We start from the raw sequence: 26,779 nt of genomic DNA, 5'->3' as shown, positions 1-26,779 counted from the left end.
CAGCACGGCCCCGGGCCGATCGTCCGTCCCCGGGAGACCCGTGACCACCGCCTCGGCCGAGCCCGCCACCACCCCCAAGGCCCCTTCGCGACGGCTCCTCGCCGTCGAGCTGCTGATCGTCCTCGGACTCTCCCTCGGCGCCAGCGGCGTCAGTTCGCTGATCAGTTTCGTCGGCTCGCTCACCGAGCCCGCCGACCTCGGCAGCCAGGTCGCGACCCTCAACGCCTCCCGCGCCCCCGGCCGCCCCTGGCTCGACCTGGCCTGGCAGCTCTACTACGTGGCCCGCGGCCTGATGCCGGTCGTCCTGGTCGGCTACCTGCTGGTCCGGGAGGGCGCCTCGCTGCGGGTGCTGGGCTTCGACCTGCGCCACAAGCTCTCCGACCTCGGCCGCGGCGCACTGGTCGCCGCCTGCATCGGCGGTTCCGGCCTCGCCCTCTACCTGGGGGCCCAGGCCGCGGGCTTCAACCTCACCGTCGCCCCCTCCGGCCTGCCCGACGTCTGGTGGCGGATCCCCGTCCTGGTCGCCTCCGCCTGGCAGAACGCCATCCTGGAGGAGGTCGTCGTGGTCGGCTACATGCTGCGCCGCCTGCAGCAGATCGGCTGGGGCTGGCCCGCGGCGGTGGCCGCCAGTGCGGTGCTGCGCGGCTCCTACCACCTCTACCAGGGCGTCGGCGGACTGGTCGGCAACATGGTGATGGGCGTGGTCTTCTGCCTGCTCTACCGCCGCTGGCAGCGGGTCGGCCCGCTGGTCGCCGCCCACGCCCTGATCGACACCACCGCCTTCGTCGGCTACGCCCTGCTGGCGGGGCACGTCAGCTGGCTGCCCTGACCCCGTCCCCGGCCGGGGCGTCCAGCAGGGCGTCCACCAGCACCTCCACCGGCGGCCACGGGAAACCGGGCCGGTCCCGGCGCAGCGTCACCAGCCCGTGCAGCGCCGCCCACACGCCCAGCGTCTCCGGTGCGATCCCCACCGCCCCCGCGCCGCCCGGCGCCCGACCCGCGGCCCGGACGGCCTCGTCCAGCAGCGCCAGCGCGGGCAGGCCCGCCATCTGGTCCGGCTCCCAGCCGGGGGATCCCGCGGTGCCGAACAGCACCCGGTAGTGCCCGGGGTGCGCCTGCCCGTACCCGCAGTACGCCAGGCACAGCGCCCGCAGCCGGGCCCGGCCGTCCAGGCCGTCCCCGCCGCCCCCGGCGTTCTCCAGCGTCGCGAGCAGCTCGCCGAACCGGGCCTCGTACACCGCCACCAGCAGCGCCCGGACGTCCGCGAAGTGCAGGTAGACGCTCTGCGGCGCGACCCCGGCGCGGCGGGCCACCGCGCGCAGCGAGAGCGACTGCTCGCCCTCGCCCTCCTCCAGCAGCGCGCTCGCCGCAGCGACCAGCTCCCCGCGCAGCAGTGCGCCCTCGCCGCGCCGGTTGGGTCGGCGTCCCGGTGCCCCGGTCGTCCTCGTGGTCATGGTCGCCATGTTGACAGTTTCACCGGACAGGCGTCTACTCACACCCATCAGTGGACAGCCGTCCACCGACTACTGGGGGAGCCATGACCACCACCGTGCAACGCGTCGTCCACGCCAGCGCGCTGATCGACTTCGCGGGCGCCCGGATCCTCACCGACCCCTGGCTGTCCGAACGCCGGGGCTACCGGCCGGGCGAGCCGCGCGCGGTGGCCACCGCCGCGGACCTGCCGCCGCTGGCCGGCATCGTGATCAGCCACGGCCACTACGACCACTGCGACCTCGACGCGCTCGCCTCCTACCCGGACCGGGACGTCCCGTTCGCCGTGGTCCGCGGCCTCGCCGCCCGGGTCCGGGCCGCCGGGTTCCGCCGGGTCACCGAACTCGACCCCTGGCAGTCCACCCGCCTCGGCCCGGTGGAGGTCACCGCCGCCCCGGCCCTGCACGGCGTCCCCGAGGTGACCTTCGTGCTCCGGCACGAGGGCCGCACCGTCTTCTTCGGCGCCGACACCCTCCGCGTCCCCGCCCTCGACGAGGTGGCCCGGCGCTTCCCCGAGATCGACCTCGCCCTGCTCCCGATCAACGGCCTGCGGATCCGTCCCGCCCTCAACCGCCAGGTGGTGATGGACGCCCGGCAGGCCGCAGAGCTCACCGCCGTGCTCCGCCCCCGCCTCGCCGTCCCCATCCACTACGCCTTCACCGCCGGACGGCTGCGCGAGGCCACCGTCCTGAAACTCGTCCGCGACCGCCCCGACCTCTACCGGGACGCCGTCGCCGACCTCGCCCCCGACACCGCCGTGCACGTCCTCGCCCCCGGCCGGCCGCTGACCCTGTGACCGCTCCGCGCTGACGCCCCGTCACCGCGCGACGGTAGGCTGACCCCCGACAGCCGCGGTGACGGGGTACGCACGACGGGGGAGCGCCAGATGGACGGACTGCCGGGCCCGCACGGCGCACGGGTACGCCTGATCGCGGACGCCCTGCACAAACTCACCGGCCGCCCGCCCGTCGTCGACCGCACCCGCCACGGCGCCACCCGGCTCTCCGTCCGGGTCACCGAACAGCCCGACCGGACCCAGACGCTCGCCATGCTGCGCGTCCTCGCGCTCGGCGACCGCTACGGCCACACCGAGACCGCCCGCTGGCAGCGGGTCTGGGTCGAGATCTCCGACCCCACCGCCCCCCTGCCCGCCTTCCTCTCCCGCCCCGAGGACTGACCGGCCCGTCCCCGGCCCCGCACCCCGGCGGACGGCCCCGCTCGGTGAAGAAGGCGTCGCCCCGACGGGCTCCCACGGTCGCAGGTGGTCGCGGTTGCGCGAGGAGGCCCGGCGCAGCGCACGCGGGTCCTTCCGGGCCGTCGTCACCCCCGCCCCCGTCCCCGCTCCGGGGCCGACTCCCGGGGACGGTCTCAGCAGGCCCACGGGTTCAGCCGGGCCCGCGAGGGCGGCCGTCGCAGCAGCCGGTCCACGTGCTCGCGCTGCAGCCCCTGCGCCGGGTCGACCGGCAGCAGCAGCCGGTCCGTCCGCAGGACGCTGCGCCGCACCAGGCGCGGCGGGATGCAGTCGTCCACCCAGGCGAACGGGCGGCCCTGCGCGTGCCGCAGCAGCGGCGCCCACTTGGCGGCCGAGAACAGCTCCATCAGCGGCACCCGCGGGTCGCCGGGCTGCGGGACGTAACCGCTGAACACCACCACCGGCAGCTCGGGCAGGCCGAGCAGCGGGCCGATGTGCTCGTTGGCCCGCTCCTCCCAGGTGGTGGCCCACACGAGTTCGTAGTGGTCGGCCAGTTCGCGCAGCCAGTCGCCGTGGCGGGGTGACAGCAGCACCGAGTAGCCCAGCAGGGTGTGCGCGTCGAAGTCGTCGTCGGGGTGCGGGAACACCGGGTTCAGCACCCCGTCGACGTCGAGGTACAGCAGTGGCTTGTCCATGCGGCGGTCCCTCCCGGTCGCGGCCAGTTACCTGGTCGGACGAACCCGGGGCCCGGGAGGTTGCAGACTGTCAGCGGCTGTCACCCGGAAGTGACGACCTCCGCCTCCGCCGCCCCGGCCCGCGAACCGGCCCGCGCCTCCGGTACGGCGCGCTCCAGGTGCCGCACCTCCGGCACCAGCAGGACCAGCCCGGCCAGCACCGCGCAGATCAGCGCGCAGCCCCACAGCGCCCCGGACAGCCCGAACGCGTCCGCCGCCGGACCGGCCAGCGCGGTGCCCAGCGGCAGCAGCGCGAACGAGCCGAACGAGTCGTACGCCGACATCCGCGACAGCAGTTCCTCCGGGATCTCCTGCTGCAGCGTCACCATCCAGCCCACCACGAACACGGTGGTGCCGAGCCCCGCCAGGAACATCGCCAGCGCCACCGGCAGCAGCGGCCAGCCCAGCGCCAGCGCCAGCGGCGGCAGCCCGAACAGGAACACCCCGCCGTTGCCCACCAGCAGCAGCCGACGCGGCTGCCAGCGCGTCATCAGCGGGCCCGCCACCACCATGCCGACGCTCAGCGCCGCCATCGCCACGCCCCACGCCCCGGCCCCGCCCATCCGGTCCTCGGCCACCACCGGCCCGTACACCGCCTCCACGGCGAGCACGCACGCGTTCATCAGGCCGAACTGCACCACGATCGCCCACAGCCAGCGCCGGGCGGTGAACTCCCGCCAGCCGACCAGCAGTTCGTGCGCCAGACCGGGGCGCGCCGGACCCCGCCCGGGGCCCTCCGGCTCCAGGCCCGCGCGCAGCGCCGCCGCCACCGCGAAGCACGCCGCGTCGGCCGCCAGCACCCAACCGGGGCCGACCACCGCGACCAGGACGCCGCCGAGCGCCGCACCCGCGATCGACGCGCCGTTCATCGCCATCTTGAACACCGAGAACGCCTTCGCGGCGTGCTCGGCCGGCACCGCCTGCAGGATCACCCCCTCCGCGGCCGGAGCGTAGAACGCCTGTCCCGCCCCGCCCGCCGCCGAGAGCGCCATCAGCGCCCACAGGCTCGGGTGCCCGAACAGCACCAGCGCCGCCAGCACCCCCTGCGAACCGGCGTTGAACAGGTTCGCCCCCACCATCACCAGGTGCCGCGGCAGCCGGTCCGCCACCGCGCCGCCCACCAGCAGCAGCACCACCAACGGCACCGTCCGGGCCGCGGTCACGTACCCCACCTCGGCGCTGCCCCAGCGCGGATCGGAGTGCAGGACGGCGAACGCGGTGGCGATCGGAGCCGCGGCATTGCCGAGCCCGCTCACCACCGTCGCAGCGGTCTGAACGCGGTAGTTACGGCCCGCCCAGGCCGGATCGAGGAACGTCACCGCCCGACCATGGACCTGCCACACCCCTCCTGTCCAGCGCTTTTCCCCGCCCACCCGCCCCCAGGCCGGCTCCAGCCCAGGCACCCCGGAGGGAGGTCGAGCGTGTGCCGCCAGGCGGTCTCGGCCTCCCGCCTCGCCGCTTCCTCCCCTCGCCGGAGGCGCTTCCCTTCCCCCCGGCTTCCTCCCCTCGCCGGGCCGGGTGTCAGCCCAGGTGCCCCCGCAGGAAGCTGAGCGTGCGTCGCCAGGCGGTCTCGGCCTGCAGGGGGTCGTACGTGCTGGGGGTCTTCTCGTCGTTGAGGAAGGCGTGCCCGGCCGGGTAGAAGTGGATCTCGGGGCGTCGCCCCGTCGCCTCGCCGATGCGGGCGGCGGCCTCGTCGACGGCCTCGGCGGGGAGGGAGGCGTCCTGTTCGCCGTAGTGGCCCAGGACGTGGGCGGTGAGCCCGTCGTAGCGGTAGTCCGCGTCGGGGAGCCCGTAGAAGGGGACGACCGCGGCGATGCGGTCGCCCTCCTGGGCGGCGAGGCGCAGGGCCAGGCCGCCGCCCATGCAGAGGCCGATCGCGCCGATCGCGTCGCCGACGGTGGCCGGGTCGTCGAGCAGGTACCGGACGGCGGCGGCGAGTTGGGCGGTGGCCCGTTCGACGGGGAGCTCGCGTTTCATCCGGGCGGCCTCGGCCCGGTCGTGGGTGACGGTGCCGCCGTACAGGTCGGGGGCGAGGGCGGTGAAGCCGGCCGCGGCGAGGCGGTCGGTGAGGTCGGCGACGTGCCGGGTGAGGCCCCACCACTCCTGGACGACGAGGACGCCGGGGCCGGTCCCGGCGGGCGGCCGGGCGAGGTAGCCGTACAGGGTGCTCCCGGGACCGGGGCCGGGACCGGGGAAGCTGGTGTTCTGGCGGGCGGCGCCCATGGCCTCTCCGTCGGGACGGCCGCGCGCGGCAGCCTGGGGCGGCTCGCGGCGGGCAGCGGGTTCGACTGGTGATCGGGGCGCACTCTATGCGCAGCGGGTGGCGGAATCCACGTCCGCCACCCGCCTCCTGACGTACCGTCGCCCGTTGTTCAGCCCATCTCCTCCAGGGCCTTGCCCTTGGTCTCCTTGATGCAGAAGGCGACGAACGGGATGGACAGCAGCGCGAAGCAGGCGTAGATGACGTACGTCGCCGACAGGTTCCAGTCGGAGAGGTTGGGGAAGGTGACGGTGATGGCCCAGTTGGCGATCCACTGCGCGGAGGCGGCCACCGACAGGGCCAGCGCCCGGATCCGGTTGGGGAACATCTCGCCGAGCAGCACCCAGACCACCACGCCCCAGGAGAAGGCGAAGCAGAACACGAAGACGTGCGCGGCGACGAGCGCCACGGTGGCGTACGAGTCGGCCAGGGTCGCGCTGTCGCCGGTGCCGTGCCGGAAGGAGAACGCCCAGGCGGCGAGGCCGAGCGAGACGGCCATGCCCGCGGAGCCGGCCAGCGCCAGCGGCTTGCGGCCGATCCGGTCGACCAGCAGCATCGCGACCACGGTGCCGACCACGTTGACGATCGAGGTGGAGAGCGAGATCAGCAGCGAGTTGGACTCGTCGATGCCGACCGACTGCCACAGGAACGAGGAGTAGTAGAAGATCACGTTGATGCCGACGAACTGCTGGAACACCGAGGCGCCGATGCCGATCCAGACGATCGGCAGCAGCCCGAAGCGTCCGCCCAGCAGGTCCTTCAGGCGGGGCTTGTGCTCGGTGTTCAGCACCTGGCGGATCTCGGCGACCCGGGCGTCCAGGTCGACGTCCGCGCCCTCGACCTCGGCCAGCACCTTGCGGGCCTGCGCCTCGCGCCCGTCGCTGATCAGGTAGCGCGGCGACTCGGGGATGGACAGCGCCATCAGCCCGTAGACGACGGCGGGCACGGCCTCGACGCCGAGCATCCACTGCCAGGCCTGGACGCCCGCCAGGTGGTTGGTGGACTCGCCCCCGGCGGCCTGGTTGAGCGCCCAGTTGGCGAGCTGCGAGACGGTGATGCCGAGCACGATGGCCATCTGCTGGAAGGAGGCCAGCCGGCCCCGGTACGCGGTGGGCGCGACCTCGGCGATGTAGGTGGGGGCGATCACCGAGGCGATGCCGATGGCGATGCCGCCGAGCACGCGCCACACGCCGAGCACCTCGATGCTCGGCGGGAACATCGACCCGACGCCGCTGATCGCGAACAGCACGGCGGCCAGCAGCATGGTGCGCACCCGGCCGTAGTGGTCGGCCAGCCAGCCGGCCACCACGGCGCCGGCCGCCGAGCCGAGCAGGGCGATGGCGACCACGAACGCGGTCTCGCCGTTGCCGACGCCGAAGTGCTTCTGGATGCCGGTGACCGCGCCGTTGATCACCGCACTGTCGTAACCGAACAGGAATCCGCCCATCGCGGCGGCGGCGGAGATGAACACCACGTGGCCGAGGTGTTCGTCCCTGGGGGCGGCGTGGGTAGCCAGTGGTCTCTCCCTACATGACGATCCGTCCCGTTATGGACGGAAATCTCCGGAGGTAATTCGACCAGCGGCTACCCCGCCGTCCGCGTCCGACACGCCCGCGGCCGATCAACTGTCAGTCCGACGAACGGTCAGCGGGGCCCGTCCGCAGGGCCATCCGACGCAGCAGCTGCGCGCGGGCGGCCGCGTCCTGCGGGCGCCCGGTGGCCGCGTGCCGCTCGGCCAGTCGCTCGGCGACCTCGCCCTGGAGCTCGACCGGCTTCTTGTCGTCGTACTTGAACTTCGCCCGCACCCGGCGCACCGTCAGCCGCAGCCCCCGGACGGCGGTCAGCTGCTCCCAGTATGCGTTCCGCGGCTCCACCCGGTCCGCGGGCTGCCCGGGCTCCTCGGGCTGGAAGTGCGCCAGCTGCCGGTTGAGCAGCGCGGCCTTCTCCGCCGGGTCCTCGACCAGTTCGGCGGTGCAGGAGAACTGCACGGAGGCGTAGTAGCTGGTCGGGGTGTACGGGGCGCCGCGCCAGCGGCCGGGGACGAAGGCGTGGTCGTCGGTGACGGCCAGCGTCACGTGCGGGTCGGCGCGCACCGCGGCCAGCAGCGGGTTGGCGGCGGCCAGGTGCAGCAGCACCTCGCCCGCCTCGGCGTCCAGCAGGAAGGGTGCGGGGGTGAGCACCGGGCCGTCGGGCCCGTTGGCGGCCAGCGTGCCGAAGTCCCGGCCCGCGGCCAGCCACCGGCGCCACTCCTGCTCCGCGCCGCGGTCCCACCCCCGGATCAGCACGGCCGCTCCCGCAGGTAGGCGGGGGGCTCGACGTCGGTGTGCGGGGAGGGGAGCGGCGCGCCGTACGCCGGGGCGACGGGGACGACGCCCGCCCAGTACGGCAGGCCGAGGTCCTCCTCCTCGTCGTTGACGCCGCCGGTGCGGGTCTTCGCCGAGACCTGCTCCAGCTCCAGCCGGATCACCGCGGTGGCGGCCAGCTCCCTGGCGTTGCCGGGGCGGCAGTCGGCCGAGCGGCCCGGCACCACCTGGTCGACGATCGCGTCCAGCGCCAGGCGCAGCTCGGCGGGGTCGGTGACCTGGTGCGCGGTGCCGTGGGCGACCACCGAGCGGTAGTTGACCGAGTGGTGGAAGGCGGACTTGGCCAGCACCAGCCCGTCCAGGTGGGTGACCGTCACGCACACCGGCAGGCCCGGCCCGTCCTTCGCCCCGCGCAGCGGGCGGCTGCCGGTGGAGCCGTGCACGTACAGCACCCGGCCGACCCGGGCGTACAGGGTGGGCAGCACCACCGGGGCGCCGTCCCGGACGAAGCCGAGGTGGCAGAGGTACCCGGCGTCGAGGATCGCGTGCACGGCGGCTTCGTCCCAGGCGGCGCGCTCCTTGGAGCGGGTCGGGGTGGTGAGGTCGTCGCGGGTGTACGACCCTCCGGGGCTGTTCGACATGACAAATCCTCTGCACTAGTGCATAATCTGCTTTGTGCTAGGAGAGTATCGGATCACCGGTCGGCGAGCCAGCGAAATTGCCGCCGACGTCGAACGCGCCGTCGCCGCAGGGGAGTTGGCCCCCGGGGCCGCCCTGCCCCCGCTGCGCGACCTGGCCGGGGAGCTCGGCGTCAACCCCAACACGGTGGCCGCCGCCTACCGCCTGCTGCGCGAACGCGGCGTCATCGAGACCGCCGGGCGGCGCGGCAGCAGGGTCCGCCCCCGCCCCGCCACCACCCCGCGGGACCAGGCCCGGCTGCCCGTCCCCCCCGGCGCGCGGGACGTCTCGGCGGGCAACCCCGACCCGGCCCTGCTGCCCCCGCTCGGCCCCGCCCTGGCCGCCGCGGCCACCGGCCCCACCGTCCTGTACGGGCACCCCGTGGCCGAGCCCGAACTGCTCGCCGACTACCGCGCCGAGTTCCGCGCCGACGGCGTCCCCGAGGGCGAACTGGCGGTCTGCTCCGGCGCGTTGGACTCCATCGCGCGGGTCCTGTCGGCCCACCTGCGCCCCGGCGACACCGTCGCCGTCGAGGACCCGGGCTGGGGCAGCCTGCTCGACCTGCTGCCCGCCCTCGGGCTGCGCCCCGCCCCCGTCCCGGTCGACGACCAGGGCCCGCTGCCCGGCCCGGTCGCCGCCGCCCTCGACCACGGCGCCCGCGCCCTGGTCGTCACCAGTCGCGCCCAGAACCCCACCGGCGCCGCCCTCACCCCCGCCCGCGCCGCCGCCCTGCGCGCCGTCCTGGCCGAACGGCCCGGCACCGTCCTGGTCGAGGACGACCACGGCCACGGCATGGTCGACCAGCCCTTCCAGTCACTGGCCGACGGCACCGTCACGCACTGGGCGCTGGTGCGCTCCGCCGCCAAGGCGCTCGGCCCCGACCTGCGGGTCGCCGTCTGCACCGGCGACGCCGACACCGTCTCCCGCGTCCTGGGCCGCCAGCGCCTGGACGCCGGGTGGGTCAGCCACCTGCTGCAGCGCACCGTCCTCGAACTGCGCCGCCGCCCGCCCACCCCCGCCCCCGTCTACCGGGCCCGGCGCGAGGCCCTGCTGTCCGCCCTCGCCGCGCACGGCATCCGCGCCCACGGCGCCAGCGGCCTCAACGTCTGGGTCCCCGTCCCCGACGAGACGGCCACCACCGCCGCCATGCTGCACCGCGGCTGGGTCACCGCCCCCGGCTCCCGGTTCCGGCTCGCCTCCCCGCCCGGCGTCCGGATCACCGTCTCCACCCTCGACCCGGCCGAGGCGGTCGAGCTGGCCGCCGACCTCGCCGCCGTCCTGGCCGCCCCCGCCACCGGCTCCCGGCTGACCTGAGGAGGCCGTCCGTGCTGGTCCGCCTGGTCCGCCTGCGCCCCGCCGACCCCGGCCCGCCGCTCGCCGAGGCCGACACCCCGTACGGCCCGGCCGTCGCCGTCTGGCGCGGCGACCCGGCCGCCCCGCCCGGCCCGTACCGCGTCGAGTGGACGATCGACGAGGAGCACGCCACCGTCCGCCCGGCCCCCGCGGCCGCGCCCGCCGTCCGCACCGAGGGCGAACTCCTGCTGCTGACCGGCGAGTTCGACGGCGCAGGGGTGCTGCGCACCGGCGACAGCCGCACCCTGCTCGACCTGGCCGCCCCGCCCGGCCGGATCGAGGTCGCCGTCCCGTGCGTCCGCGTCGAGCTGTACCCGTACGACCTCTGAGGCCCGCCGGGGCCCGACCGCACGAAGGCCCCGCCGGAAGGGGCGGGGCCTCCTGTCGTGCGGTGCGGGCCGCTCAGCCCTTGGCCAGCAGCGCCTGCGCGTGCTCGCGGACCTGGTCGCGGGACAGGTACGCGTCGGTGTACTCGAAGTCGCGCAGCCGGGCGGGCTGGCGGGCCAGGAAGCCGGTGCGGACGAAGTCGTCGCCCGCGGTGGCGTTGAGCAGCCAGTTCGCCGCCGTGCGGTACTTCGCGGCGTTGGTGCGCATCGCCATCACGTGGTAGCCGCGGGCCACCGCCTGGGCGGGCGCGCCGTGCAGCTCCACGCCCAGCGGCTTGGAGACCGCGTCCTTGCCGCCGAGGTCGACGACCAGCCCCAGGTCCTTGTGGAAGTACGGCTGCAGCGGCTGGTTGCGCAGCGCCGCGACCAGGTTGTCGGCCACCTTCTTGCCCTGCCGGGCCGAGTGCTGCGCGGTCGGCGGACAGACCGCCCCGTCGCCCTTGGCCAGGTCCGGCACCGCGGCCGCGTCGCCGAGCGCGAACACCCCCTCGAACTGCGGCACCCGCATCTCCGCCGTCACCGCGAGCCGCCCGCGCACCGTCTCCGCGTCCAGCGTGCCGACCAGCGGGGAGGCGGCCACGCCGGCCGTCCAGATCAGGGTGCGGCACGGCAGGCTGCGCCCGTCGGTGAACTTGACCGTCTCCGGGCCGACCTCGGCGATCGACACGCCCAGCGACACGTCCACGCCGCGCCCGCGCAGGATCTCCATCGCGGTGGCGCCGAGCTTGTCGCCCAGTTCGGGCATCAGCTTCGGCGCGATGTCGATCAGGTGCCACTTGATCAGCTGCGGGTCCAGCCGCGGGTAGCGCTTGACCGCCGCCGTGGTCAGCCGCTGCAGGCAGGCCGCGGTCTCGGTGCCCGCGTACCCGCCGCCGACCACCACGAACTGCAGCCGGGAGGCCCGCTCGTTCTCGTCCATCGAGGCGGACGCCAGGTCGAGCTGGGCGATCACGTGGTCGCGGATGTAGGTGGCCTCGGCGAGCGTCTTCATGCCGCGCGCGTAGTCCGGCAGGCCGGGGATGTCGAAGGTCCGGGTGACGCTGCCCGGCGCGAGCACCAGGTAGTCGTACTTCTCCGCCACCACCTCGTCGGTGATCTTGCGGACCACGGCGACCTTCGACCGCGGATCGATGCCGATCGCCCCGCCCGGCACGATGTGGGTGCGCCGCAGCGAGCGCCGCAGCGAGATCGCCACCGACTGCGGGGTCAGCACCCCGGCCGCGACGTGCGGCAGCAGCGGCAGGTACAGCTGGTACGAGAACGGCGTGACCAGGGAGATCTCCGCCTCGGAGGGGGCGAGCTTGCGCTCCAGGCGGCGCGCGCACTCCAGTCCGGCGAAACCGCCGCCGACGATCAGGATCCGAGGTCGTTCCATCTTCATCCCCTACTGTGTGCAGGTCCGTGAGTGGCAAGGACGACTGTTGGCCACACTCGCACGGGGTAACGGCGGGTGCATCTCCAACGGGCTGCCGGGCGCCTGCCCGCCCGGCGCGCGGCCATGCCCCCGGCGGGCCGCTAGGCTGTCCGGATGCTCTCCGAGGTGACGGCCGTCCGCTACGCGACGCCGCTGCGCGAAGGCGGTTCGATGCCGGGCCTGATCGAGGCCGACGACCGCCGCCTGTACGTCCTGAAGTGGGTCGGCGCGGCCCAGGGCCGCAAGGCGCTGGTGGCCGAGGTGCTGGCGGGTGAACTCGGCCGCCGGCTCGGCCTGCCGGTGCCCGAACTCGCCCTGGTCGACCTGGACCCGGTGCTGGCCCGCAGCGAGCCCGAGGTGCAGGTCCAGGACCAGATGCGGGCCAGCGGCGGCACCAACCTCGGCATGGCGTACGTCTCCGGGGCGCTGAACTTCGACCCGCTCTGCTTCGAGGTGGAGGACGACTTCGCCGCCCGGGTGCTCTGGTTCGACGCGCTGATCGGCAACGTCGACCGCTCCTGGCGCAACCCCAACCTGCTGGTCGCGGCCGGCGGGCTGCGGCTGATCGACCACGGCGCCAGCCTGATCTTCCACCACAGCTGGCCGGGCGCCGAGAAGTGGCGCCGCAAGCCCTACGACGCCTCCGACCACGCGCTGCGGCACGCCGTCGGCCACCTGGCGGCCGTCGACGCCGAACTCGCCGCCCTCGCCGAGCGGGCGCTGCCCGCCGCGGTCGCCGCCGTCCCGGACGTCTGGCTGGCCGACGAGCCAGGCTTCGACACCCCCGACGACGTCCGCGCCGCGTACACCGCACAGCTCACCGCCCGGCTCGCCGGGCCCCGCGACTGGCTCCCGGAGGTGGCGTCCTGATGGAGCCCGTCCACGAACAGCCCCGCCACGACTACGAGTACGCGCTGATCCGGGCCGTCCCCCGGGTCGAGCGCGGCGAGTGCATCAACATCGGCGTCCTGCTGTACTGCCGCACCGCCGAGTACCTGGGCGCCCGCACCCACCTCGACCAGGGGCGGCTGCTGGCCCTGGACGCGCTGGCCGACGTCGCGGGCGTGCGGCGTGCGCTGCGCGGCGTCGAGGCGGTCTGCGCGGGCGGCGAGGCCGCCGGTCCGGCCGCCCGGGACAGCGCCGGGCAGCGCTTCCGCTGGCTCACCGCCCCGCGCAGCGCCGTCGTCCAGCCCGGACCGGTGCACACCGGGCTGACCGCCGACCCGGCCGGGGAACTCCACCACCTGTTCGACCGTCTGGTGCTCTGAGCGGCCCCGCCCGGGAGGTCGTGCACGGAGCGTCCACCGGATCCGCAAACTACTTGCCAGGCTCAATACTGGAGACACTGAAACGAATGGGCGTACCCTGACCGCCATGGCCAGCAGCACAGGCAGCGGCACCGCCGCGACCGCACCCTCCAGCACCGAACTCATGGAACGCATCGCGGCCGTCGGCGCCGCCTACTTCCAGGACTTCGCCGCCGCCGCGGCCCGCCACGGCCTCAACTCCTCGCAGGCCAAGGCCCTCAAGGCCGTCCTCGAACCCGTCCCGATGCGCGCCCTGGCCGGACGCCTCGGCTGCGACGCCTCCAACGTCACCGGCATCGTCGACCGCCTCGAAGCACTCGGCTACGCCCGCCGCGAGGCCGCCGCCACCGACCGCCGGGTCAAGATCGTCACCATCACCGGGCCCGGCCGCGACGTCCTCGACCGGATCCGCGACGACATGACCCGCGCCCGCGCCGCCTTCGACAGCCTCGCCCCCGAGCAGCGCGCCGCCCTCGCCGGGCTCTGCGACCAGGTCCTGCCGCTCCTGCTGCGCCCGTGAGACCGTGAACCCGTGACTGTCGGTGGCGTGCCGTACGCTCACCTGATGCACCAGGACCAGGGCAACGGATGGACCGCCACGGGGCTGCGCTGGCAGGACGGCGCACCCCACCTCACCGCCACCGACGGCCGCGAGCGCCACACCCGTCCGCTCGCCGACGGCGCCCCCGTCGCCTGGCGGATCACCGGCCCGCGCCGCTGCACCGGCGCGCACACCGAGCGCGGCCACCGCCCCTGCCCGCACCGCGCCACCGTCCCCTCCGAGGGCGCCCTCAGCCAGTGCCCGAGCTGCCAGAACGCCGACCGCGGCCTGCAACTCGCCCGCGACCGGATCCTCGACGACGGCCGCACCTACCGCCTCTACCTCGCCTGGTTCGCCCCCGGCCTGCTCAAGGTCGGCCTCACCGCCGCCGACCGCGGCACCGCCCGCCTGCTCGAACAGGCCGCCCTCACCTGGACGTTCGTCGCCCACGGCCCGCTGCCCGCCGTCCGCCGCGCCGAACTCGCCCTCGCCCACGCCCGGCTGGCCCGCGAACGGATCCCCGCCGCCGCCAAGTACCCGGCCTGGTGGAGCCTGCCCGCCCCCGCCGAACGGCGCGACGCACTCACCGCCGCCCGCACCCGCGCCCACCACCTGCTCGCCGAGCACGACCAGCTGACCCTGCTCACCGACCACCCCGTCACCGACCAGGTCGCCCTGTTCGGCCTCACCGACGGCGCCCCCGAGCACTACCAGCAGGTCAAGTCCCTCACCGACGGCGCCCACCTGAGCGGCCGCCTGCGCCGCCCGATCGGCAGCCACCTCTTCCTCGACCGCCCCGACGGCCCCCCGCTGCTCCTCGACACCCGCCTGCTCACCGGCTGGACGCTGCACCCCGCCCCTGACGCCCCCGGCTGCGACGGCCTGGCCCTGCTCCCCAGGACCCGCCCCGCCGCCGAACAGGACACCCTGTTCTAGGCTCCGGCCGTTCCGGGGCCGCCCCCGTCGAAAACCCGTTGAACCCGCGGCCGCCCGCCCGGGAGGCTCCCGCCATGGGCCCATGGACCTTCAGCGCGCCGCTTCCGACCCCCGAACCCCCGGCCGTCGACGCCTTCCTCTCCGCCGTCGACCGCACGACGAACGGCAACACCCTGCTGCTCACCGCGGAGTGCGACCCGCCCCTCACCGCGCAGGACGGCCGCGCCGCCCTGCCCGCCCTGCTGCGCAGCGACCTGTTCGACCCGCTGCTGCGCGGGGCCGACGCCCGCCGCGGCTGGCACAACCTGACGGACGGCTCCCGGCCCCACGAACTCCCGCTCCTGCGCCGGGACTTCCGCGCTGCGCTCGCACCCCTCGACCGCGCGGGCTTCCTGGCCCGGCTGCGCCGGATGCTCCGCGAGGCGTGGAGCCCGTACCGGCACCGGCTCCCGGCGGCGCAGGCCGAACGGCTGGTCGGCGACTTCGCCCGGGAACTGCTCGGCCCGGACGGCCGCGACGACCCGGACGGCCGCGACGCCCCGGCCTGGTCCTTCGCCGCGGTCGGCCCGGACTTCCTGCGCTGCGCCCACTACCCCGACGACGCGCCGGAGCCGTGGCCGACCTACTTCGACGGCTGCGGCAACGACACCGCCACGCTCGCCCACCGCGGCCGCACCCTGCACCTGCTGCTCACCAACGGCTCGCCCTGAGCGCCCCGCCCCGGGCCGGGCCCCGGCCGCGCTCAGCTGCTCAGCCCTTCTTCCGGGCCTCCTGCTTCTGCCGCGCCCCCAGCGCCGCCAGCGCCATGTCCTGCGCCTGCGACCTCAGGTTCCTGTAGCCGTACCCGCGGTCCGTCAGCCACAGCTCCGCCGCGGTCTCGGCCCGCACCGAGGCCGCCACCACGTCCTCCTCCGCCTCCCCGTGCTCCAGGAAGCGGAAGGTGAAGAACGGCCGCGCCGACAGGTCGTACGTCAGGTGCCCCTCCTCGGTGAACTCCGCCCGCAGCACGTCGTGCTCGGCGGCCTCGGCCTGCAGTTCGGCCCGCTGCTCGTCGGTCAGGGCGTCGAAGGAGCCGCGGACCGTGATCCGGAAGGTGCGCTTGGTCATGCCCGGACCCTAACCCCTCCCGTTCCCGCCGCTCACCCCGATTTCCCGGCCCGCCCCCTCCCGGCCCGCCCCGCCGCGAGCTGCTCGAACGCCGCCCGCAGCGGTTCCGGCAGCGGGCCGTGGTGGGCCACCGTCAGGCGGCGGGTGGCCCGGGTCAGCGCCACGTACAGGTCGTTGCCGCCGCGCGGGGACTGCGCGCGGATCGCCGCCGGGTCCGCCACCACCACCGCGTCGAACTCCAGGCCCTTGCACTGCGCCGCGCTCAGCGCCCCCAGGTGCGCCAGCTCCGCTAGCCGGGCGTCCGGCACCACCAGGCCCGTCACGCCCGTGCCGGGGCCGTCCGGGGCCAGCAGGGCGGGCAGTTCGGCCGGGTAGTCGGCGACCCGCACCGCCCGCGGCGCCTCCCCGCCGGTGCGCACCGGCACCGGCGCCACGGCCCCCGGGTCGACCTCCGCCAGCACCGCCGCCGCCACCGCCATCACCGGCGCGGGGGTGCGGTAGCTGACCTCCAGCCGCTCCTCGCGCCAACGGGTGCCCAGGTACCGGCCCAGCACCTGCTGCCAGTCGCGGGCGCCCGCCGCCGAGGAGGTCTGCGCCAGATCGCCCACCACGGTCAGCGAACGGGTCGGGATCCGCCACATCACCGTCCGCCAGGCCAGCTCCGACAGCTCCTGCGCCTCGTCCACCACCACGTGCCCGAAGGTCCACTCCCGGTCGGCGGCGGCCCGCTCGGCCGTCGAGCGGTACGGGCCCGCGTCCGCGTGCCGGGCGGCCAGCGCCGCCGCGTCCAGCTCGCCCGCCTGCCCGGTCACCTGCAGCACCCCGTGCGCGTACGCCTCGGCGGCGGCCCGCTCGCGGTCCTCGGCCCCGGCGGCGGCCCGCTCGGCCGCGCCGTCCGAGCCGAGCAGTTCGGCGGCCTCGTCCAGCAGCGGGACGTCCTCCACCGTCCAGGGCGCGCCCGGGGCGCGGCGCAGCGCGGCCCGTTCGGCGGGGGAGAGGCCGGGGGCCAGCGCGTCGGGGTCGGCGAGCAGCGCCCCGACCAGCTGCTGCGGGGTCAGCAGCGGCCACAGCGCGTCCAGCGCGGCCCGGACGGCCGGTTCGGCCCCCAGTTCGCCGGGGGCGTGCCGGGCCTCCTCCTCGTCCCAGGGGCGGCCGAGCTCCTGGGCCCGGACCCGGGCCAGGCCCTCCAGGGCGGCGCGCCGGAAGACGGGGCGGGCGGCGTTGTGCGGCAGCCGCAGGCCGCGGGCGCGCTCCCGGGCGGCGGCCAGCACCCGCCGGGGCAGCGGCAGGTCGAGCGCGGCGATCCGCCGGTCGCCCGCGGGCAGGCGCTGGTGCAGGTGCACCGCCCCGGCCAGCACGTCGACCATCCGCAGCGAGCCCTTCAGCACGGCGGTCTCCGGCCGGTCGGCGGCGGTGGCCCGGAGGCCGGGGAACAGCTCGCCGACGGTGCGCAGCAGCACCTCGGTCTCGCCGAGCGAGGGCAGCACCTGCTCGATGTAGCGCAGGAAGGCCGGATTCGGGCCGATCACCAGCACCCCGCGCCGCTCCAGCACCTCCCGGTGCGCGTAGAGCAGGTACGCGGCGCGGTGCAGCGCGGCGACGGTCTTGCCGGTGCCGGGGCCGCCGTGCACCACCACCGCGCCGGGCAGGCCGGAGCGGATCACCCGGTCCTGCTCGGCCTGGATGGTGGCGACCACCTCGCGCATCCGGCCGGTCCGGGCCCGGCGCAGCTCGGCCAGCAGCGCGGCCTCGCCGACCAGGGTGGTGCGGGCGCCGTCGGCCTCCAGCGCGTCCAGGTCGAAGGCCTCGTCGTCCAGGCCGACCACCCGGCGGCCCGCGGTGCGCAGGTGGCGCCGCCGCACCAGGCCCTGCGGGTCGGCCGGGCCCGCGGTGTAGAACGGGCGGGCGGCCGGGGCCCGCCAGTCCAGCAGCAGCGGCTCGAACTCCCCGTCCAGCAGCCCGATCCGGCCGACGTAGCGGCTGGGCCCGTCGCCCGGGTCGATCCGGCCGAAGCACAGGCCGCGTTCGACGGCGGTCAGCCGGGCCAGGCGGCGGGACCGTTCGGCGTGCGCCACCTCGTGCTCCAGCCTGGCCTGCCGGGTGCCGCCGGGGCCGGGGCCGGCGGTCCGTTCGAGTGCGTCCCGGGCCCGGGCGCGGGCGGCGTCCAGGTGGGCGTAGAGGTCGGTCAACCGCTGCTGTTCGAGGCGCAGTTGGGCGGCGAGGAGCGGGTCGGCGGAGTTCTCGTCCAAAGGTGTGGTATCCTTGCGGTGAGGAGTTTATATTCTTGGCCATTGCGCTGGGCTCAACCGGCCATGGTACCCGTCCGCCCGGCGGACGCGCCTCGTCCTCGCCTGACCTTGACTGTTAGGCTTGCGAAACGTGAGCGCGAAGCCCAAGATCCCCAATGTCCTGGCCTCCCGGTACGCCTCGGCGACCCTGGCCCAGCTGTGGTCCCCCGAGCACAAGGTGGTCCTGGAGCGCCACCTGTGGCTGGCCGTCCTGAAGGCGCAGCAGGACCTCGGCATCGAGGTCCCGGCCACCGCGATCGCCGACTACGAGCGGGTGGTGGACCAGGTCGACCTGGCGTCCATCGCCGAGCGCGAGAAGGTCACCCGGCACGACGTGAAGGCCCGGATCGAGGAGTTCTCCGAGCTCGCCGGGCACGAGCAGATCCACAAGGGCATGACCTCGCGCGACCTCACCGAGAACGTCGAGCAGCTGCAGATCCGCCAGTCGCTGGAGCACGTCCGCGACCGCACGGTGGCCGTCCTGGTCCGCCTCGGCCGCCTCGCCGCCCAGTACGGCGAGCTGGTCATGGCCGGCCGCTCGCACAACGTCGCCGCCCAGGCCACCACCCTCGGCAAGCGCTTCGCCACCGCCGCCGACGAGGTCCTGGTCGCGTACGTCCGGCTGGAGGAGCTGATCGCCCGCTACCCGCTGCGCGGCATCAAGGGCCCGGTCGGCACCGCCCAGGACATGCTCGACCTGCTCGGCGGCGACGCCGACAAGCTCGCCGAACTCGAGCGCCGGGTGGCCGGCCACCTCGGCTTCGAGAACGTCTTCACCTCGGTCGGCCAGGTCTACCCGCGCTCGCTCGACTACGACGTGGTCTCCGCGCTCGTCCAGCTCGCCGCCGGGCCCTCCAGCCTGGCCAAGACCATCCGCCTGATGGCCGGCCACGAGCTGGTCACCGAGGGCTTCAAGGCCGGGCAGGTCGGCTCCTCGGCCATGCCGCACAAGATGAACACCCGCTCCTGCGAGCGCGTCAACGGCCTGGCCGTCATCCTGCGCGGCTACGCCTCGATGACCGCCGAGCTCGGCGGCGACCAGTGGAACGAGGGCGACGTCTCCTGCTCCGTGGTGCGCCGGGTCGCGCTGCCGGACGCGTTCTTCGCCTTCGACGGCCTGCTGGAGACCTTCCTGACCGTCCTCGACGAGTTCGGCGCCTTCCCCGCCGTCATCGAGGCCGAGCTGGACCGCTACCTGCCGTTCCTGGCCACCACCAAGGTCCTGATGGGCGCGGTCCGGGCCGGGGTCGGCCGCGAGACCGCCCACGAGGTCATCAAGGAGCACGCGGTGAACGCGGCGCTCGCCATGCGCGAGGGCGCCCGCGAGAACTCCCTCGTCCCCGCCCTGGCCGCCGACCCGCGCATCCCGCTCGACCACGCCGCCCTGGACGCCCTGCTCGCCGACCGCCTCTCCTTCACCGGCGCCGCCGCCGCCCAGGTCGGCGAACTCGTCCGCCGCATCGAGGAGGTGGCCGCCGCCCACCCGGAGGCCGCCAAGTACGCGCCCGGCGACATCCTCTGACACGGCGGCCGACAGGCCGGACCGAGTCCCGGCAGGACCGTCGCACTGCGAGGTACTGCCGGGACCTGCGCCTCCCCGGGCCGCTCGGCGGCTCGTCCGCCCCCTCGGGTCCACCACGGGTGAGGGAGGTGCGCGACGGGATCCGGATTCCGGATCGGTGCCCCCGGCCTCGGTCCACGGGTGTCCACCCGCGGGATCCGGGCTTCGGCCGGACCGCGGATCGCCGGGGTCGGCGTCGGTAGCGGCGGAGCCCGGCTCGCCGCCGTCCTCAGCCGCCTCCCCGGCACCCGACGACTCGGTTGCGTCGCCTTCGGTCGCTGGACCCGACCGGCGATCGCCGCCGGTCCCCGGCGCACTCCCGAGGACGCGCTGCGCCTCCTCGACCTCGGTCAGGACGTCGCCTGCTCGGTGACGACCACGCCCTCCGGGAACCCCTCCACCACCTTGCGCCCGCTGCCGACCGACCGGATCCCCGGTCTGCGGCACCTGCTCGACCTGCTCCAGGAGGACGAGGAGGCGGACGGCGCCCCGGACCCGCTCCCGCCGGCGACCCTCGACGCGACCCTGGCCGAACCCGTTCCGACCGTCGACCGGCACCTCGAAAGCCCTTGCCGCACCCGGCCGTTCGCCGTGTGCCGACTCGACACCGCTCCCGACCCGCCGACCGCCGTCACGGACCGGCTGCGGCTGCAGTTCCTCGCGGGCGGCGCCGACGCGGACCTCGCCCTGCTGCTCCTGGACGCCGACAGCCGGGTGAGCGGCGACTTCGACCCGGTCTTCCACCGGCAGCCGGTCGGCGCTGCCGGTGCGGTCCGGACGCACGGAGAACTACGGGAAGGCGACCGGCGGGCCGAACGCGCCGACGTCGACCTGCGTGCGCTGCCCGACCGCGTCCGGCGGATCCTGATCGCGGTGGGCACCGACGCGCACGGCGGAGTGCCGCTCGCCGACCTGCACGAGCCACTGCTCACGCTGCGGGCCCCGGGCACCGGGGCCTGGCGCATCGCCGTCACCCCCGACCCGCGGGCCGGTGCCGAGACGGTGGCCGAACTCGTCCGCGAAACGGCGCCCGACTCGCACCGGTGGGGGGTGCGGACGATCGCCCGCCCCTGGACCGGAGGGCTGACCGCACTGGTCCGGGCGTACGGCATCGACGCGGACTGACACGACGGGCAGGAGGCCCCGGGCCCCGCACCGAGCCCGTTGCCCCCGTGCGTGCGGGCGCCGACGGGCGCACTCGGTCGGGCCCTAGGGTCGCTCGCGCCCCGCGCCGCCCTCGTCCGGGTGGATCGGCGGGGTGGTCGGGGCGCAGTACCAGTCGCAGTCCGGCTCGGCGACCGGGTGCGGCGGGGTGAGGGCGTCGGGGCGGACGGTGGTGAGCGCCAGCAGGGCGCCGGTGGCGAGCAGGGCGGCGCAGATCAGCACGGCGGTGGTGAAGGCGGCGTCGACCTCGGCGGGGACGCGGTAGGCGTCGCCGCTCAGGCCCGCCAGCGGGGGGATCGCGGCGACCGCGAACAGGCCCGCCGCGCGGGCGGCCGCGTTGTTGACGCCGGAGGCGATGCCCGCCCGGCGGACGTCCACGGCGGCCAGCACGGTCGCGGTCAGCGGGGCGACCAGCAGGGTCATCCCGGCGCCCTGCACGGTGACGGCGGGCAGCACGTCCAGCCAGTAGTCCGCGTCCGGCCCGATCCGCAGCATCAGCAGCACGCCCGCGGCCACCACCAGCGGCCCCACCGTCAGCGGCAGCCGCGGCCCCACCGCCCGGCCCAGCCGTCCGGCCCGGCCGGAGAACAGCAGCATCAGCACGGTGATCGGCACCAGTGCGACCCCCGACAGCAGCGGCGTGAACCCGGCCACCACCTGCAACTGCACCGTCAGCAGCAGGAACACCCCGCTGAACGCCCCGTACACGCACAGCGTGACCAGGTTGACCGAGGTGAACAGCCGGGAGCGGAACAGCGACAGCGGCAGCATCGGGTCGGCCGAGCGGTGCTCGACCAGCACGAACACCCCGGTCAGCGCCAGGCCCGCCGCCCCGGCCGCCAGCGCGCCCGGGGTCAGCCCCGAGCCGGCCTCGGTCAGTGCGTAGGTGATCCCGGCCAGCGCCAGCGCCGCGAGCAGCGCGCCCAGCACGTCGAAGCGGCCGGAGGCGTCCGGGTCGCGGCTCTCCGGGACGTGCCGGGCGGTCACCGCGACCACCACCGCGGCCAGCGGCAGGTTCAGCAGGAAGATCCACCGCCAGCCCGGCCCGTCCACCAGCCAGCCGCCCAGGAACGGGCCGACCGCGGCCGCGACCCCGCCCAGCCCCGACCAGGCGCCGACCGCGCCCGCCCGGTCCTCCTCGGCGAACACCGCCTGCAGCATCGCCAGCGAACCGGGCGTCAGCAGCGCCCCGCCCACCCCCTGCAACGCCCGTGCCAGCACCAGCAGTTCGACGTTCGGCGCGGCCGCGCACCCGGCCGAGGCCAGCGCGAACCAGCACACCCCGAGCAGGAACACCCGCCTGCGCCCGTACCGGTCGCCGAGCGAGCCGCCCAGCAGGATCAGCGCCGCCAGCGTCAGCATGTACGCGTTGACCGTCCACTGCAGCGCCGCCAGGTTCGCGCCCAGGTCCGCGCCGATCCGCGGCAGCGCGACGTTCACCACCGTGCCGTCCAGCATCGCCATGCCGGAGCCCAGCGCCGTCGCCGCCACCACCCACCGGCCGCGGCCCGTGCCGAGGCGGATCCCGTTGTCGTCCACGCTCAGAGTCTCGGGCAGCGGGGTGGCGGCGCGGGCGCGGCGCGCAGGCGAGGGGTCAGGGCAGCAGTGCGGCGCGGCGCCAGGAGCGGGCGGTGGCGGGGGTGAGGACGCCCAGGTCGGCGAAGAACTCCAGCGCCTTGCGGGCCCAGTCGATCCGGGCCTGCCGCCAGTGCGGGTTGGCCTCGGCGGCCCGGCGGGCCCCGGCGGGGTCCAGCCCGGCCAGCGCGTACACCCGCGGGTGCACGATCTCCTCCACCGCGTGCCGGGCCAGCAGCGCCAGCGCCCGCCGGAACACCGCCCGCCGGGCCGCCGGCATCGCCGCCCAGCGGCGCTCCAGCTCCGGCTTGGCGTAGCCGATGTGCCGGGCCTCCTCGACCACGTGGATCCGGGCCACCGCGCGGGCCAGCGGCTGCAGCGACTCGTCGCGGACCATCTCGCGCTGCATCGCGTCGGTGAACTCCTCGACGAAGATCGCCCCGGCGAAGGTCATGGTGGTGTCGTTGAGCAGGAAGTGCAGCTTGCCCAGGCGGTCGGCGCGCCGGGTCGGCCGGGCCGAGGGGTAGCCGGTCGCGGTGATGTAGCGGGCGAACATGGTCGAGTGGCGGCACTCGTCGGCGACCTCGGTCAGCGCGTACTGGGCGTGCCCGGTGGTCAGGTCGCCCGCGTAGACGTGCCGGATCAGGCCCTCCATCAGCACCAGCTCGAACCAGATCCCGGCGGCCGTGGTGGACGCGAACTGGTGCACGCTCAGCCGGGCCCGGGCCCGCTCGTCCAGCCGCTCCCACAGCGGGGTGCCGTACAGCGCGACGCGGTGCGCGGGCAGCGCGTAGTGGTCCGGGTCGACGGGGGCGGACCAGTCGATCTCGGTGAGCGGGTCGTACGAGTGCTTGGCGGAGGCGCGCAGCAGGCGGGCCGCGTTGAGCTCGCGGTCGGCGTTGCGCTGCCGGGCGGGGGACTGCGGCGGGGTGGCGGTGTCGGACACGGGCGGGCTCCGGAGGGTGGGGGTGCGACGGGGGCTCCGGGACGAGTAAACCAATGAGACAGAGTGTCAACAAGGGGTCCGGGCAGATCGGCGGAAGAGGGCCCGTCCGGGTGCAACCCCGTCCGGCCCCGCGCAGACTGGCCGCATGGACCCGGTCACCGCCCTGGAACGCATCGCCTTCCTGCTGGAGCGCGAACTCGCCTCCCCCCACCGGGCCAAGGCGTTCCGCACCGCCGCCGAGGCCGCCGCCGCCCTGCCCCCCGAACCGATCGACGCCGCCCAGGCCGAACGCCTCCCCGGCGTCGGCCCCGTCACCGCCCGGGTGATCGCCGACGCCTCGGTCGGCCGCACCCCGCAGTACCTGCTGGAGACCGAGGCCCGCGCCGCCGCCGGGCCCGCCCCGTCCACCGCCGCGCTGCGGCTGCGCGAGAAGCTCCAGGGCGACTGCCACCTGCACTCCGACTGGTCCGGCGGCACCGCCCCCGTCGAACGGATGGCCCACACCGCCCGCGCCCTCGGCCACCACTGGGCCGTCCTCACCGACCACTCGCCCCGCCTCACCGTCGCCCACGGCCTCGGCGCGGACCGGCTGCGCGAACAGCTCGACCTGGTCGAGGAGCTCAACGCCCGGCTCGCCCCGTTCCGGCTGCTCACCGGCATCGAGTGCGACGTCCTCGCGGACGGCACGCTCGACCAGGACGAGGAACTGCTCGGTCGCCTGGACGTGGTGGTCGCCTCCGTCCACTCCGAGCTGCGGATGGAGGCCGACGCGATGACCCGCCGGATGCTCGCCGCCGTCCGCAACCCGCTGGTCGACGTCCTCGGCCACTGCACCGGGCGGCGCCTGGGCGAGAAGCCCCGCCCGCCGTCCGCGTTCGACGCCGAGGCCGTCTTCACCGCCTGCCGCGAGCACGACACCGCCGTCGAGATCAACTGCCGCCCCGACCGCCAGGACCCGCCCGACGACCTCCTCGCCCTCGCCGCCGACCTCGGCTGCCTGTTCGCGATCGACACGGACGCCCACGCGCCGGGCGAACTCGACTGGCAGGTGGAGGGGTGCGAGCGGGCGGTGGGGGTGGGGTTGGAGGCGGAACGGGTGATCACGGCGTGGTCGGTGGAGCACCTGCTGGCGTGGGCGGGGGCGCGCTGAGGGGGTGTCGGTGCGGGTCGGTACGCTGCCCGGATGACCGAGGTGCACGAAGAGACGCGGATCAGGCCGTTGGCGTTCCACGCGGCGGGTGGGACGGAGGACTGGCGGGTGCTGGGGGAGGGGGCCTGCGCGTTCTTCCGGACGGAGTCGTTCGGGGCGGGGGCGCGGCTGGTCGGCGCCCTCGGCGAGGCGCTGGCGGGGGTCGGCGAGGTGGACGTGGACCTGCGGCCGGAGGGCGTGACCGTCCGGCTGGTCGAGGTGGGGGAGGAGTACTACGGCCTGACCGGGCGGCACGTCGAGCTGGCCCGGCTGGTCTCCGCGACCGCCCGCGGGCTCGGCGCGGTCGCCGACCCGGGCGGCCTGCAGACCGTCCAGGTCACGGTCGACGCGCTGGAGGTGCCCGCCGTGGTCGCGTTCTGGCGGGTGCTGCTCGGCTACCGCGACCGCTCCGGCAGCCCGGAGGACCTGATCGACCCGGCCCGCCGCGGCGCGCCGTTCTACTTCCAGCAGATGGACGAGCCCCGCCCGCAGCGCAACCGGGTGCACGTGGACGTCTGGGTGCCGCACGACCTCGCCGAGGCCCGGATCGCCGCCGCGATCGCCGCCGGGGGCCGCCTGGTGACCGACGAGCACGCGCCGAACCACTGGGTGCTGGCCGACCCGGAGGGCAACGAGGCGTGCGTCGGCGCCGCCGGGGCCGCGGGCTGAGGGCCGCTCAGGCGCTCTCGACCAGGCGCTCGCGCAGGCTGTCCAGGGTGTCGTCCTTGAGGCCGAGCCCGGCCCGGGCGTAGCTCTCGGCGTCGCCCCAGTGCTCCGCGAGGACGTCGAGGGCGGCGTCCAGGTACTCGGCCCGGACGGAGAACACCGCGTCCGCGACCTCCGGGTCGCCGCCCGCCGCGACGAAACGTTCCACCAGCGGGGCGTAGTGCGTCCGCACCGCCGGGTCGACGGACAGGTACTCGGTGCGGACGGTCTCCTCGTCCGCGCCCAGCAGCAGCAGGAGCAGGGTGGCGCCCCAGCCGGTGCGGTCCTTGCCCGCGGTGCAGTGGAAGAGCACCGGCCCGCCGCCCCGGTGGGCGAGCGCGGTGAGCAGCTGCTTGTACGCCTGCCGGGCGGAGGTCGAGGTGACGAACGCCCGGTAGTCCTCGCGCAGGGCGCCCGCGGCCCGGCCGCCGCCGAGGGCGCGGTTGGCACCGGCCGGGTCGGCGAGCGCCGCGGCCAGCGCGGCCGTCGCACCGCTGCCCGCCTCGTCGGCGAGCACGTCCGCGACCAGCAGGTGCGCCCCGCCGGGGACGCGGTCGGGGAAGGCGGCGCGTTCGGCGGCGGTGCGCAGGTCGACGACGGTGCGCACGCCCAGCGCGTCGAACATCGGGTCGCCCGCCGGGTCGAGCCGGTCCAACTGGCCGGAGCGCAGCGCCAGCCCGGGCCGGACCCGGGCCCCGCCGGGCAGGTCGATGCCGCCGAGGTCGCGCAGGTTGGCGACGGTGGCGGAGTCCACGAGGTGCGAGTGCTGCATGACGGCCTCCCTGCCGACGGACCCGGGGGAAACGGGCGGACCTTGCCAGCACGCTAGGCGCGCCCCGGGCGGGTCGCCCCCGGAGTACCCCCGGCCGGGCGGACCTCCGCGGCGGACGGCGGAGCGCTCGGGGAGCGGCCGGGGGAGCGTGCGCCCGTGCGCCGCGCCACGCCGCGTGCGCCCCTTGATTGACGCGGCGTCAGCGGGCAGGGTGGTCACCGCCCGGCCCCGTCGGGGCGGGGGCGTGCCTGGTGCGACGAAGGGACGGAATCCCCGGATGGCAGCGAAGATCCTGATCATCACCGGTGACGCGGCGGAGTCGCTGGAGGTGTTCTACCCGTACCAGCGGCTGCTGGAGGAGGGCTACCAGGTCGACATCGCCGCGCCGACCAGGAAGACCCTGCAGTTCGTGGTGCACGACTTCGTCCCGGGCTACGACACGTACACCGAGAAGGCCGGCTACACCTGGCCCGCCGACCTGGCCTTCGCGGACGTCGACCCCGCGCAGTACGTGGCGCTGGTGCTGCCCGGCGGCCGGGCGCCCGAGTACCTGCGCAACGACCCGGAGGTGCAGCGGATCGTCGCCGCGTTCGTCGAGGACGACAAGCCGCTCGCCCAGATCTGCCACGGCCCGCTGATCACCCTGCGGACCGGCTCGCTGGCCGGGCGCCGCACCGCCGCCTACCCGGCGCTGGAGCCGGACGTGGCGGCGGGCGGGGCGGACTTCGTCGACGGCGACGCGGTGGTGGACGGCGTGGTGGTCTCCGCCCGGGCCTGGCCGGACCACCCGTCCTGGATGCGGGCGTTCGTCAAGCTGCTGCGCGAGAAGGCCCCGGTCGAGTAACGGCCGTCCGGGGTGTCGGCTTGCCCGCCCGCC

28 protein-coding genes are annotated in these 26,779 nt (G+C 75.6%); 15 read left to right on the top strand and 13 right to left on the bottom strand.

Annotated features, from left to right (window positions below):
* Positions 1 to 40: 40 nt before the first annotated feature.
* Positions 41 to 829, top strand: a complete 789-nt coding sequence (locus QSK52_RS20945) for a CPBP family intramembrane glutamic endopeptidase (protein WP_285737640.1) — start codon at positions 41 to 43, stop codon at positions 827 to 829.
* On the opposite strand, the gene QSK52_RS20940 is transcribed toward QSK52_RS20945, so the two are convergent.
* Positions 813 to 1,454 (bottom strand): TetR/AcrR family transcriptional regulator, encoded by a 642-nt coding sequence (locus QSK52_RS20940; protein WP_285737639.1) that lies wholly within the window; start codon positions 1,452 to 1,454, stop codon positions 813 to 815. The two genes, QSK52_RS20945 and QSK52_RS20940, sit on opposite strands and share 17 nt — an antisense overlap.
* Positions 1,455 to 1,537: 83 nt before the next feature.
* Here QSK52_RS20940 and QSK52_RS20935 point away from each other — a divergent pair, with 83 nt between their 5' ends.
* On the top strand, positions 1,538 to 2,287 hold the full coding sequence (locus tag QSK52_RS20935; RefSeq protein WP_285737638.1) for an MBL fold metallo-hydrolase: 750 nt from the start codon (positions 1,538 to 1,540) through the stop codon (positions 2,285 to 2,287).
* A gap of 90 nt (positions 2,288 to 2,377) precedes the next feature.
* The gene (locus tag QSK52_RS20930) at positions 2,378 to 2,668 is read left to right on the top strand and encodes a hypothetical protein (RefSeq protein WP_285737637.1); all 291 of its coding nucleotides are present in this window, start codon (positions 2,378 to 2,380) and stop codon (positions 2,666 to 2,668) included.
* A gap of 191 nt (positions 2,669 to 2,859) precedes the next feature.
* Here QSK52_RS20930 and QSK52_RS20925 read toward each other — a convergent pair whose 3' ends face one another.
* The 6 genes from QSK52_RS20925 to QSK52_RS20900 form a co-directional block, all read right to left on the bottom strand.
* Positions 2,860 to 3,378, bottom strand: a complete 519-nt coding sequence (locus tag QSK52_RS20925) for an HAD domain-containing protein (protein ID WP_285737636.1) — start codon at positions 3,376 to 3,378, stop codon at positions 2,860 to 2,862.
* A gap of 80 nt (positions 3,379 to 3,458) precedes the next feature.
* Positions 3,459 to 4,736 (bottom strand): MFS transporter, encoded by a 1,278-nt coding sequence (locus tag QSK52_RS20920; protein WP_285737635.1) that lies wholly within the window; start codon positions 4,734 to 4,736, stop codon positions 3,459 to 3,461.
* 202 nt (positions 4,737 to 4,938) lie between these two features.
* Complete coding sequence (locus QSK52_RS20915) at positions 4,939 to 5,640, bottom strand: dienelactone hydrolase family protein (RefSeq protein ID WP_285737634.1); 702 nt, start codon at positions 5,638 to 5,640, stop codon at positions 4,939 to 4,941.
* A 149-nt stretch (positions 5,641 to 5,789) separates the two neighbouring features.
* Positions 5,790 to 7,193: a sugar porter family MFS transporter gene (locus QSK52_RS20910; protein ID WP_285737753.1), complete on the bottom strand. Its 1,404-nt coding sequence runs from the start codon at positions 7,191 to 7,193 to the stop codon at positions 5,790 to 5,792.
* A 112-nt stretch (positions 7,194 to 7,305) separates the two neighbouring features.
* Entirely contained in the window at positions 7,306 to 7,962 is a 657-nt protein-coding gene (locus QSK52_RS20905; protein ID WP_285737633.1) for an FMN-binding negative transcriptional regulator, read from the bottom strand.
* Positions 7,956 to 8,621, bottom strand: coding sequence for a pyridoxamine 5'-phosphate oxidase family protein (locus QSK52_RS20900; protein ID WP_285737632.1), 666 nt, complete (start codon positions 8,619 to 8,621; stop codon positions 7,956 to 7,958). Before QSK52_RS20900 ends, QSK52_RS20905 begins: the two co-directional genes overlap by 7 nt.
* Before the next feature lie 34 nt (positions 8,622 to 8,655).
* Between QSK52_RS20900 and QSK52_RS20895 the strand changes: the two genes are divergently transcribed.
* Both QSK52_RS20895 and QSK52_RS20890 read left to right on the top strand, forming a co-directional pair.
* Complete coding sequence (locus QSK52_RS20895) at positions 8,656 to 9,972, top strand: aminotransferase class I/II-fold pyridoxal phosphate-dependent enzyme (RefSeq protein ID WP_285737631.1); 1,317 nt, start codon at positions 8,656 to 8,658, stop codon at positions 9,970 to 9,972.
* 11 nt (positions 9,973 to 9,983) lie between these two features.
* Entirely contained in the window at positions 9,984 to 10,340 is a 357-nt protein-coding gene (locus QSK52_RS20890; protein ID WP_285737630.1) for a hypothetical protein, read from the top strand.
* Between the two features lie 73 nt (positions 10,341 to 10,413).
* Here QSK52_RS20890 and QSK52_RS20885 read toward each other — a convergent pair whose 3' ends face one another.
* Positions 10,414 to 11,772 carry an NAD(P)/FAD-dependent oxidoreductase gene (locus QSK52_RS20885; RefSeq protein ID WP_285737629.1) on the bottom strand — a complete coding sequence of 453 codons (1,359 nt, stop codon included), beginning with the start codon at positions 11,770 to 11,772 and terminating at the stop codon, positions 10,414 to 10,416.
* A 153-nt stretch (positions 11,773 to 11,925) separates the two neighbouring features.
* Here QSK52_RS20885 and QSK52_RS20880 point away from each other — a divergent pair, with 153 nt between their 5' ends.
* The 5 genes from QSK52_RS20880 to QSK52_RS20860 all read left to right on the top strand — a co-directional run bounded on the left by QSK52_RS20880 (position 11,926) and on the right by QSK52_RS20860 (position 15,305).
* A complete protein-coding gene (locus tag QSK52_RS20880) occupies positions 11,926 to 12,681 on the top strand; it encodes a HipA family kinase (protein WP_285737628.1) in 756 nt (251 codons plus the stop codon).
* The gene (locus tag QSK52_RS20875) at positions 12,681 to 13,079 is read left to right on the top strand and encodes a DUF3037 domain-containing protein (protein WP_285737627.1); all 399 of its coding nucleotides are present in this window, start codon (positions 12,681 to 12,683) and stop codon (positions 13,077 to 13,079) included. The genes QSK52_RS20880 and QSK52_RS20875 overlap by 1 nt, the downstream gene beginning before the upstream one ends.
* A gap of 106 nt (positions 13,080 to 13,185) precedes the next feature.
* The gene (locus tag QSK52_RS20870) at positions 13,186 to 13,638 is read left to right on the top strand and encodes a MarR family winged helix-turn-helix transcriptional regulator (RefSeq protein ID WP_285737626.1); all 453 of its coding nucleotides are present in this window, start codon (positions 13,186 to 13,188) and stop codon (positions 13,636 to 13,638) included.
* Between the two features lie 45 nt (positions 13,639 to 13,683).
* Positions 13,684 to 14,595 carry a DUF2797 domain-containing protein gene (locus QSK52_RS20865; RefSeq protein WP_285737625.1) on the top strand — a complete coding sequence of 304 codons (912 nt, stop codon included), beginning with the start codon at positions 13,684 to 13,686 and terminating at the stop codon, positions 14,593 to 14,595.
* A gap of 74 nt (positions 14,596 to 14,669) precedes the next feature.
* Entirely contained in the window at positions 14,670 to 15,305 is a 636-nt protein-coding gene (locus QSK52_RS20860) for a hypothetical protein (protein WP_285737624.1), read from the top strand.
* Positions 15,306 to 15,345: 40 nt separating this feature from the next.
* Here the strand turns inward: QSK52_RS20860 and QSK52_RS20855 are convergent, their stop codons facing one another.
* The gene (locus QSK52_RS20855) at positions 15,346 to 15,702 is read right to left on the bottom strand and encodes a DUF6204 family protein (RefSeq protein ID WP_285737623.1); all 357 of its coding nucleotides are present in this window, start codon (positions 15,700 to 15,702) and stop codon (positions 15,346 to 15,348) included.
* 32 nt (positions 15,703 to 15,734) lie between these two features.
* Positions 15,735 to 17,951 carry a HelD family protein gene (locus QSK52_RS20850; protein WP_285737622.1) on the bottom strand — a complete coding sequence of 739 codons (2,217 nt, stop codon included), beginning with the start codon at positions 17,949 to 17,951 and terminating at the stop codon, positions 15,735 to 15,737.
* 130 nt (positions 17,952 to 18,081) lie between these two features.
* Between QSK52_RS20850 and purB the strand changes: the two genes are divergently transcribed.
* Positions 18,082 to 19,512 carry an adenylosuccinate lyase gene (purB, locus tag QSK52_RS20845; protein ID WP_435053304.1) on the top strand — a complete coding sequence of 477 codons (1,431 nt, stop codon included), beginning with the start codon at positions 18,082 to 18,084 and terminating at the stop codon, positions 19,510 to 19,512.
* A gap of 180 nt (positions 19,513 to 19,692) precedes the next feature.
* On the top strand, positions 19,693 to 20,676 hold the full coding sequence (locus QSK52_RS20840; RefSeq protein WP_285737620.1) for a TerD family protein: 984 nt from the start codon (positions 19,693 to 19,695) through the stop codon (positions 20,674 to 20,676).
* A gap of 84 nt (positions 20,677 to 20,760) precedes the next feature.
* Here QSK52_RS20840 and QSK52_RS20835 read toward each other — a convergent pair whose 3' ends face one another.
* The gene (locus QSK52_RS20835) at positions 20,761 to 22,254 is read right to left on the bottom strand and encodes an MFS transporter (protein ID WP_285737619.1); all 1,494 of its coding nucleotides are present in this window, start codon (positions 22,252 to 22,254) and stop codon (positions 20,761 to 20,763) included.
* 55 nt (positions 22,255 to 22,309) lie between these two features.
* Entirely contained in the window at positions 22,310 to 23,236 is a 927-nt protein-coding gene (locus tag QSK52_RS20830; protein WP_285737618.1) for an AurF N-oxygenase family protein, read from the bottom strand.
* A 145-nt stretch (positions 23,237 to 23,381) separates the two neighbouring features.
* Here QSK52_RS20830 and QSK52_RS20825 point away from each other — a divergent pair, with 145 nt between their 5' ends.
* A complete protein-coding gene (locus tag QSK52_RS20825) occupies positions 23,382 to 24,386 on the top strand; it encodes a PHP domain-containing protein (protein ID WP_285737617.1) in 1,005 nt (334 codons plus the stop codon).
* 33 nt (positions 24,387 to 24,419) lie between these two features.
* Positions 24,420 to 25,094, top strand: coding sequence for a VOC family protein (locus QSK52_RS20820; RefSeq protein WP_285737616.1), 675 nt, complete (start codon positions 24,420 to 24,422; stop codon positions 25,092 to 25,094).
* 7 nt (positions 25,095 to 25,101) lie between these two features.
* Here the strand turns inward: QSK52_RS20820 and QSK52_RS20815 are convergent, their stop codons facing one another.
* Entirely contained in the window at positions 25,102 to 25,902 is an 801-nt protein-coding gene (locus tag QSK52_RS20815) for a tyrosine-protein phosphatase (protein WP_285737615.1), read from the bottom strand.
* A gap of 277 nt (positions 25,903 to 26,179) precedes the next feature.
* Between QSK52_RS20815 and QSK52_RS20810 the strand changes: the two genes are divergently transcribed.
* Complete coding sequence (locus QSK52_RS20810) at positions 26,180 to 26,746, top strand: DJ-1/PfpI family protein (RefSeq protein ID WP_285737614.1); 567 nt, start codon at positions 26,180 to 26,182, stop codon at positions 26,744 to 26,746.
* The last annotated feature ends 33 nt before the right edge of the window (positions 26,747 to 26,779 follow it).

The organism is Kitasatospora phosalacinea, assembly GCF_030268885.1.
GTDB classification, from domain to species: domain Bacteria; phylum Actinomycetota; class Actinomycetes; order Streptomycetales; family Streptomycetaceae; genus Kitasatospora; species Kitasatospora phosalacinea_C.
This window is presented reverse-complemented; position numbering and strand designations above follow the sequence as displayed.

Excerpts from the sequence above, each read along its gene's own strand:
- QSK52_RS20900 (WP_285737632.1), bottom strand. The coding sequence starts at position 8,621 with ATGTCGAACAGCCCCGGAGGGTCGTACACCCGCGACGACCTCACCACC.
- QSK52_RS20915 (WP_285737634.1), bottom strand. The coding sequence starts at position 5,640 with ATGGGCGCCGCCCGCCAGAACACCAGCTTCCCCGGTCCCGGCCCCGGT.
- QSK52_RS20855 (WP_285737623.1), bottom strand. The coding sequence starts at position 15,702 with ATGACCAAGCGCACCTTCCGGATCACGGTCCGCGGCTCCTTCGACGCC.
- QSK52_RS20885 (WP_285737629.1), bottom strand. The coding sequence starts at position 11,772 with ATGGAACGACCTCGGATCCTGATCGTCGGCGGCGGTTTCGCCGGACTG.
- QSK52_RS20815 (WP_285737615.1), bottom strand. The coding sequence starts at position 25,902 with ATGCAGCACTCGCACCTCGTGGACTCCGCCACCGTCGCCAACCTGCGC.
- QSK52_RS20875 (WP_285737627.1), top strand. The coding sequence starts at position 12,681 with ATGGAGCCCGTCCACGAACAGCCCCGCCACGACTACGAGTACGCGCTG.
- QSK52_RS20880 (WP_285737628.1), top strand. The coding sequence starts at position 11,926 with ATGCTCTCCGAGGTGACGGCCGTCCGCTACGCGACGCCGCTGCGCGAA.
- QSK52_RS20820 (WP_285737616.1), top strand. The coding sequence starts at position 24,420 with ATGACCGAGGTGCACGAAGAGACGCGGATCAGGCCGTTGGCGTTCCAC.
- QSK52_RS20940 (WP_285737639.1), bottom strand. The coding sequence starts at position 1,454 with ATGACCACGAGGACGACCGGGGCACCGGGACGCCGACCCAACCGGCGC.
- QSK52_RS20925 (WP_285737636.1), bottom strand. The coding sequence starts at position 3,378 with ATGGACAAGCCACTGCTGTACCTCGACGTCGACGGGGTGCTGAACCCG.
- QSK52_RS20825 (WP_285737617.1), top strand. The coding sequence starts at position 23,382 with ATGGACCCGGTCACCGCCCTGGAACGCATCGCCTTCCTGCTGGAGCGC.
- QSK52_RS20865 (WP_285737625.1), top strand. The coding sequence starts at position 13,684 with ATGCACCAGGACCAGGGCAACGGATGGACCGCCACGGGGCTGCGCTGG.
- QSK52_RS20860 (WP_285737624.1), top strand. The coding sequence starts at position 14,670 with ATGGGCCCATGGACCTTCAGCGCGCCGCTTCCGACCCCCGAACCCCCG.
- QSK52_RS20810 (WP_285737614.1), top strand. The coding sequence starts at position 26,180 with ATGGCAGCGAAGATCCTGATCATCACCGGTGACGCGGCGGAGTCGCTG.
- QSK52_RS20935 (WP_285737638.1), top strand. The coding sequence starts at position 1,538 with ATGACCACCACCGTGCAACGCGTCGTCCACGCCAGCGCGCTGATCGAC.
- QSK52_RS20870 (WP_285737626.1), top strand. The coding sequence starts at position 13,186 with ATGGCCAGCAGCACAGGCAGCGGCACCGCCGCGACCGCACCCTCCAGC.
- QSK52_RS20930 (WP_285737637.1), top strand. The coding sequence starts at position 2,378 with ATGGACGGACTGCCGGGCCCGCACGGCGCACGGGTACGCCTGATCGCG.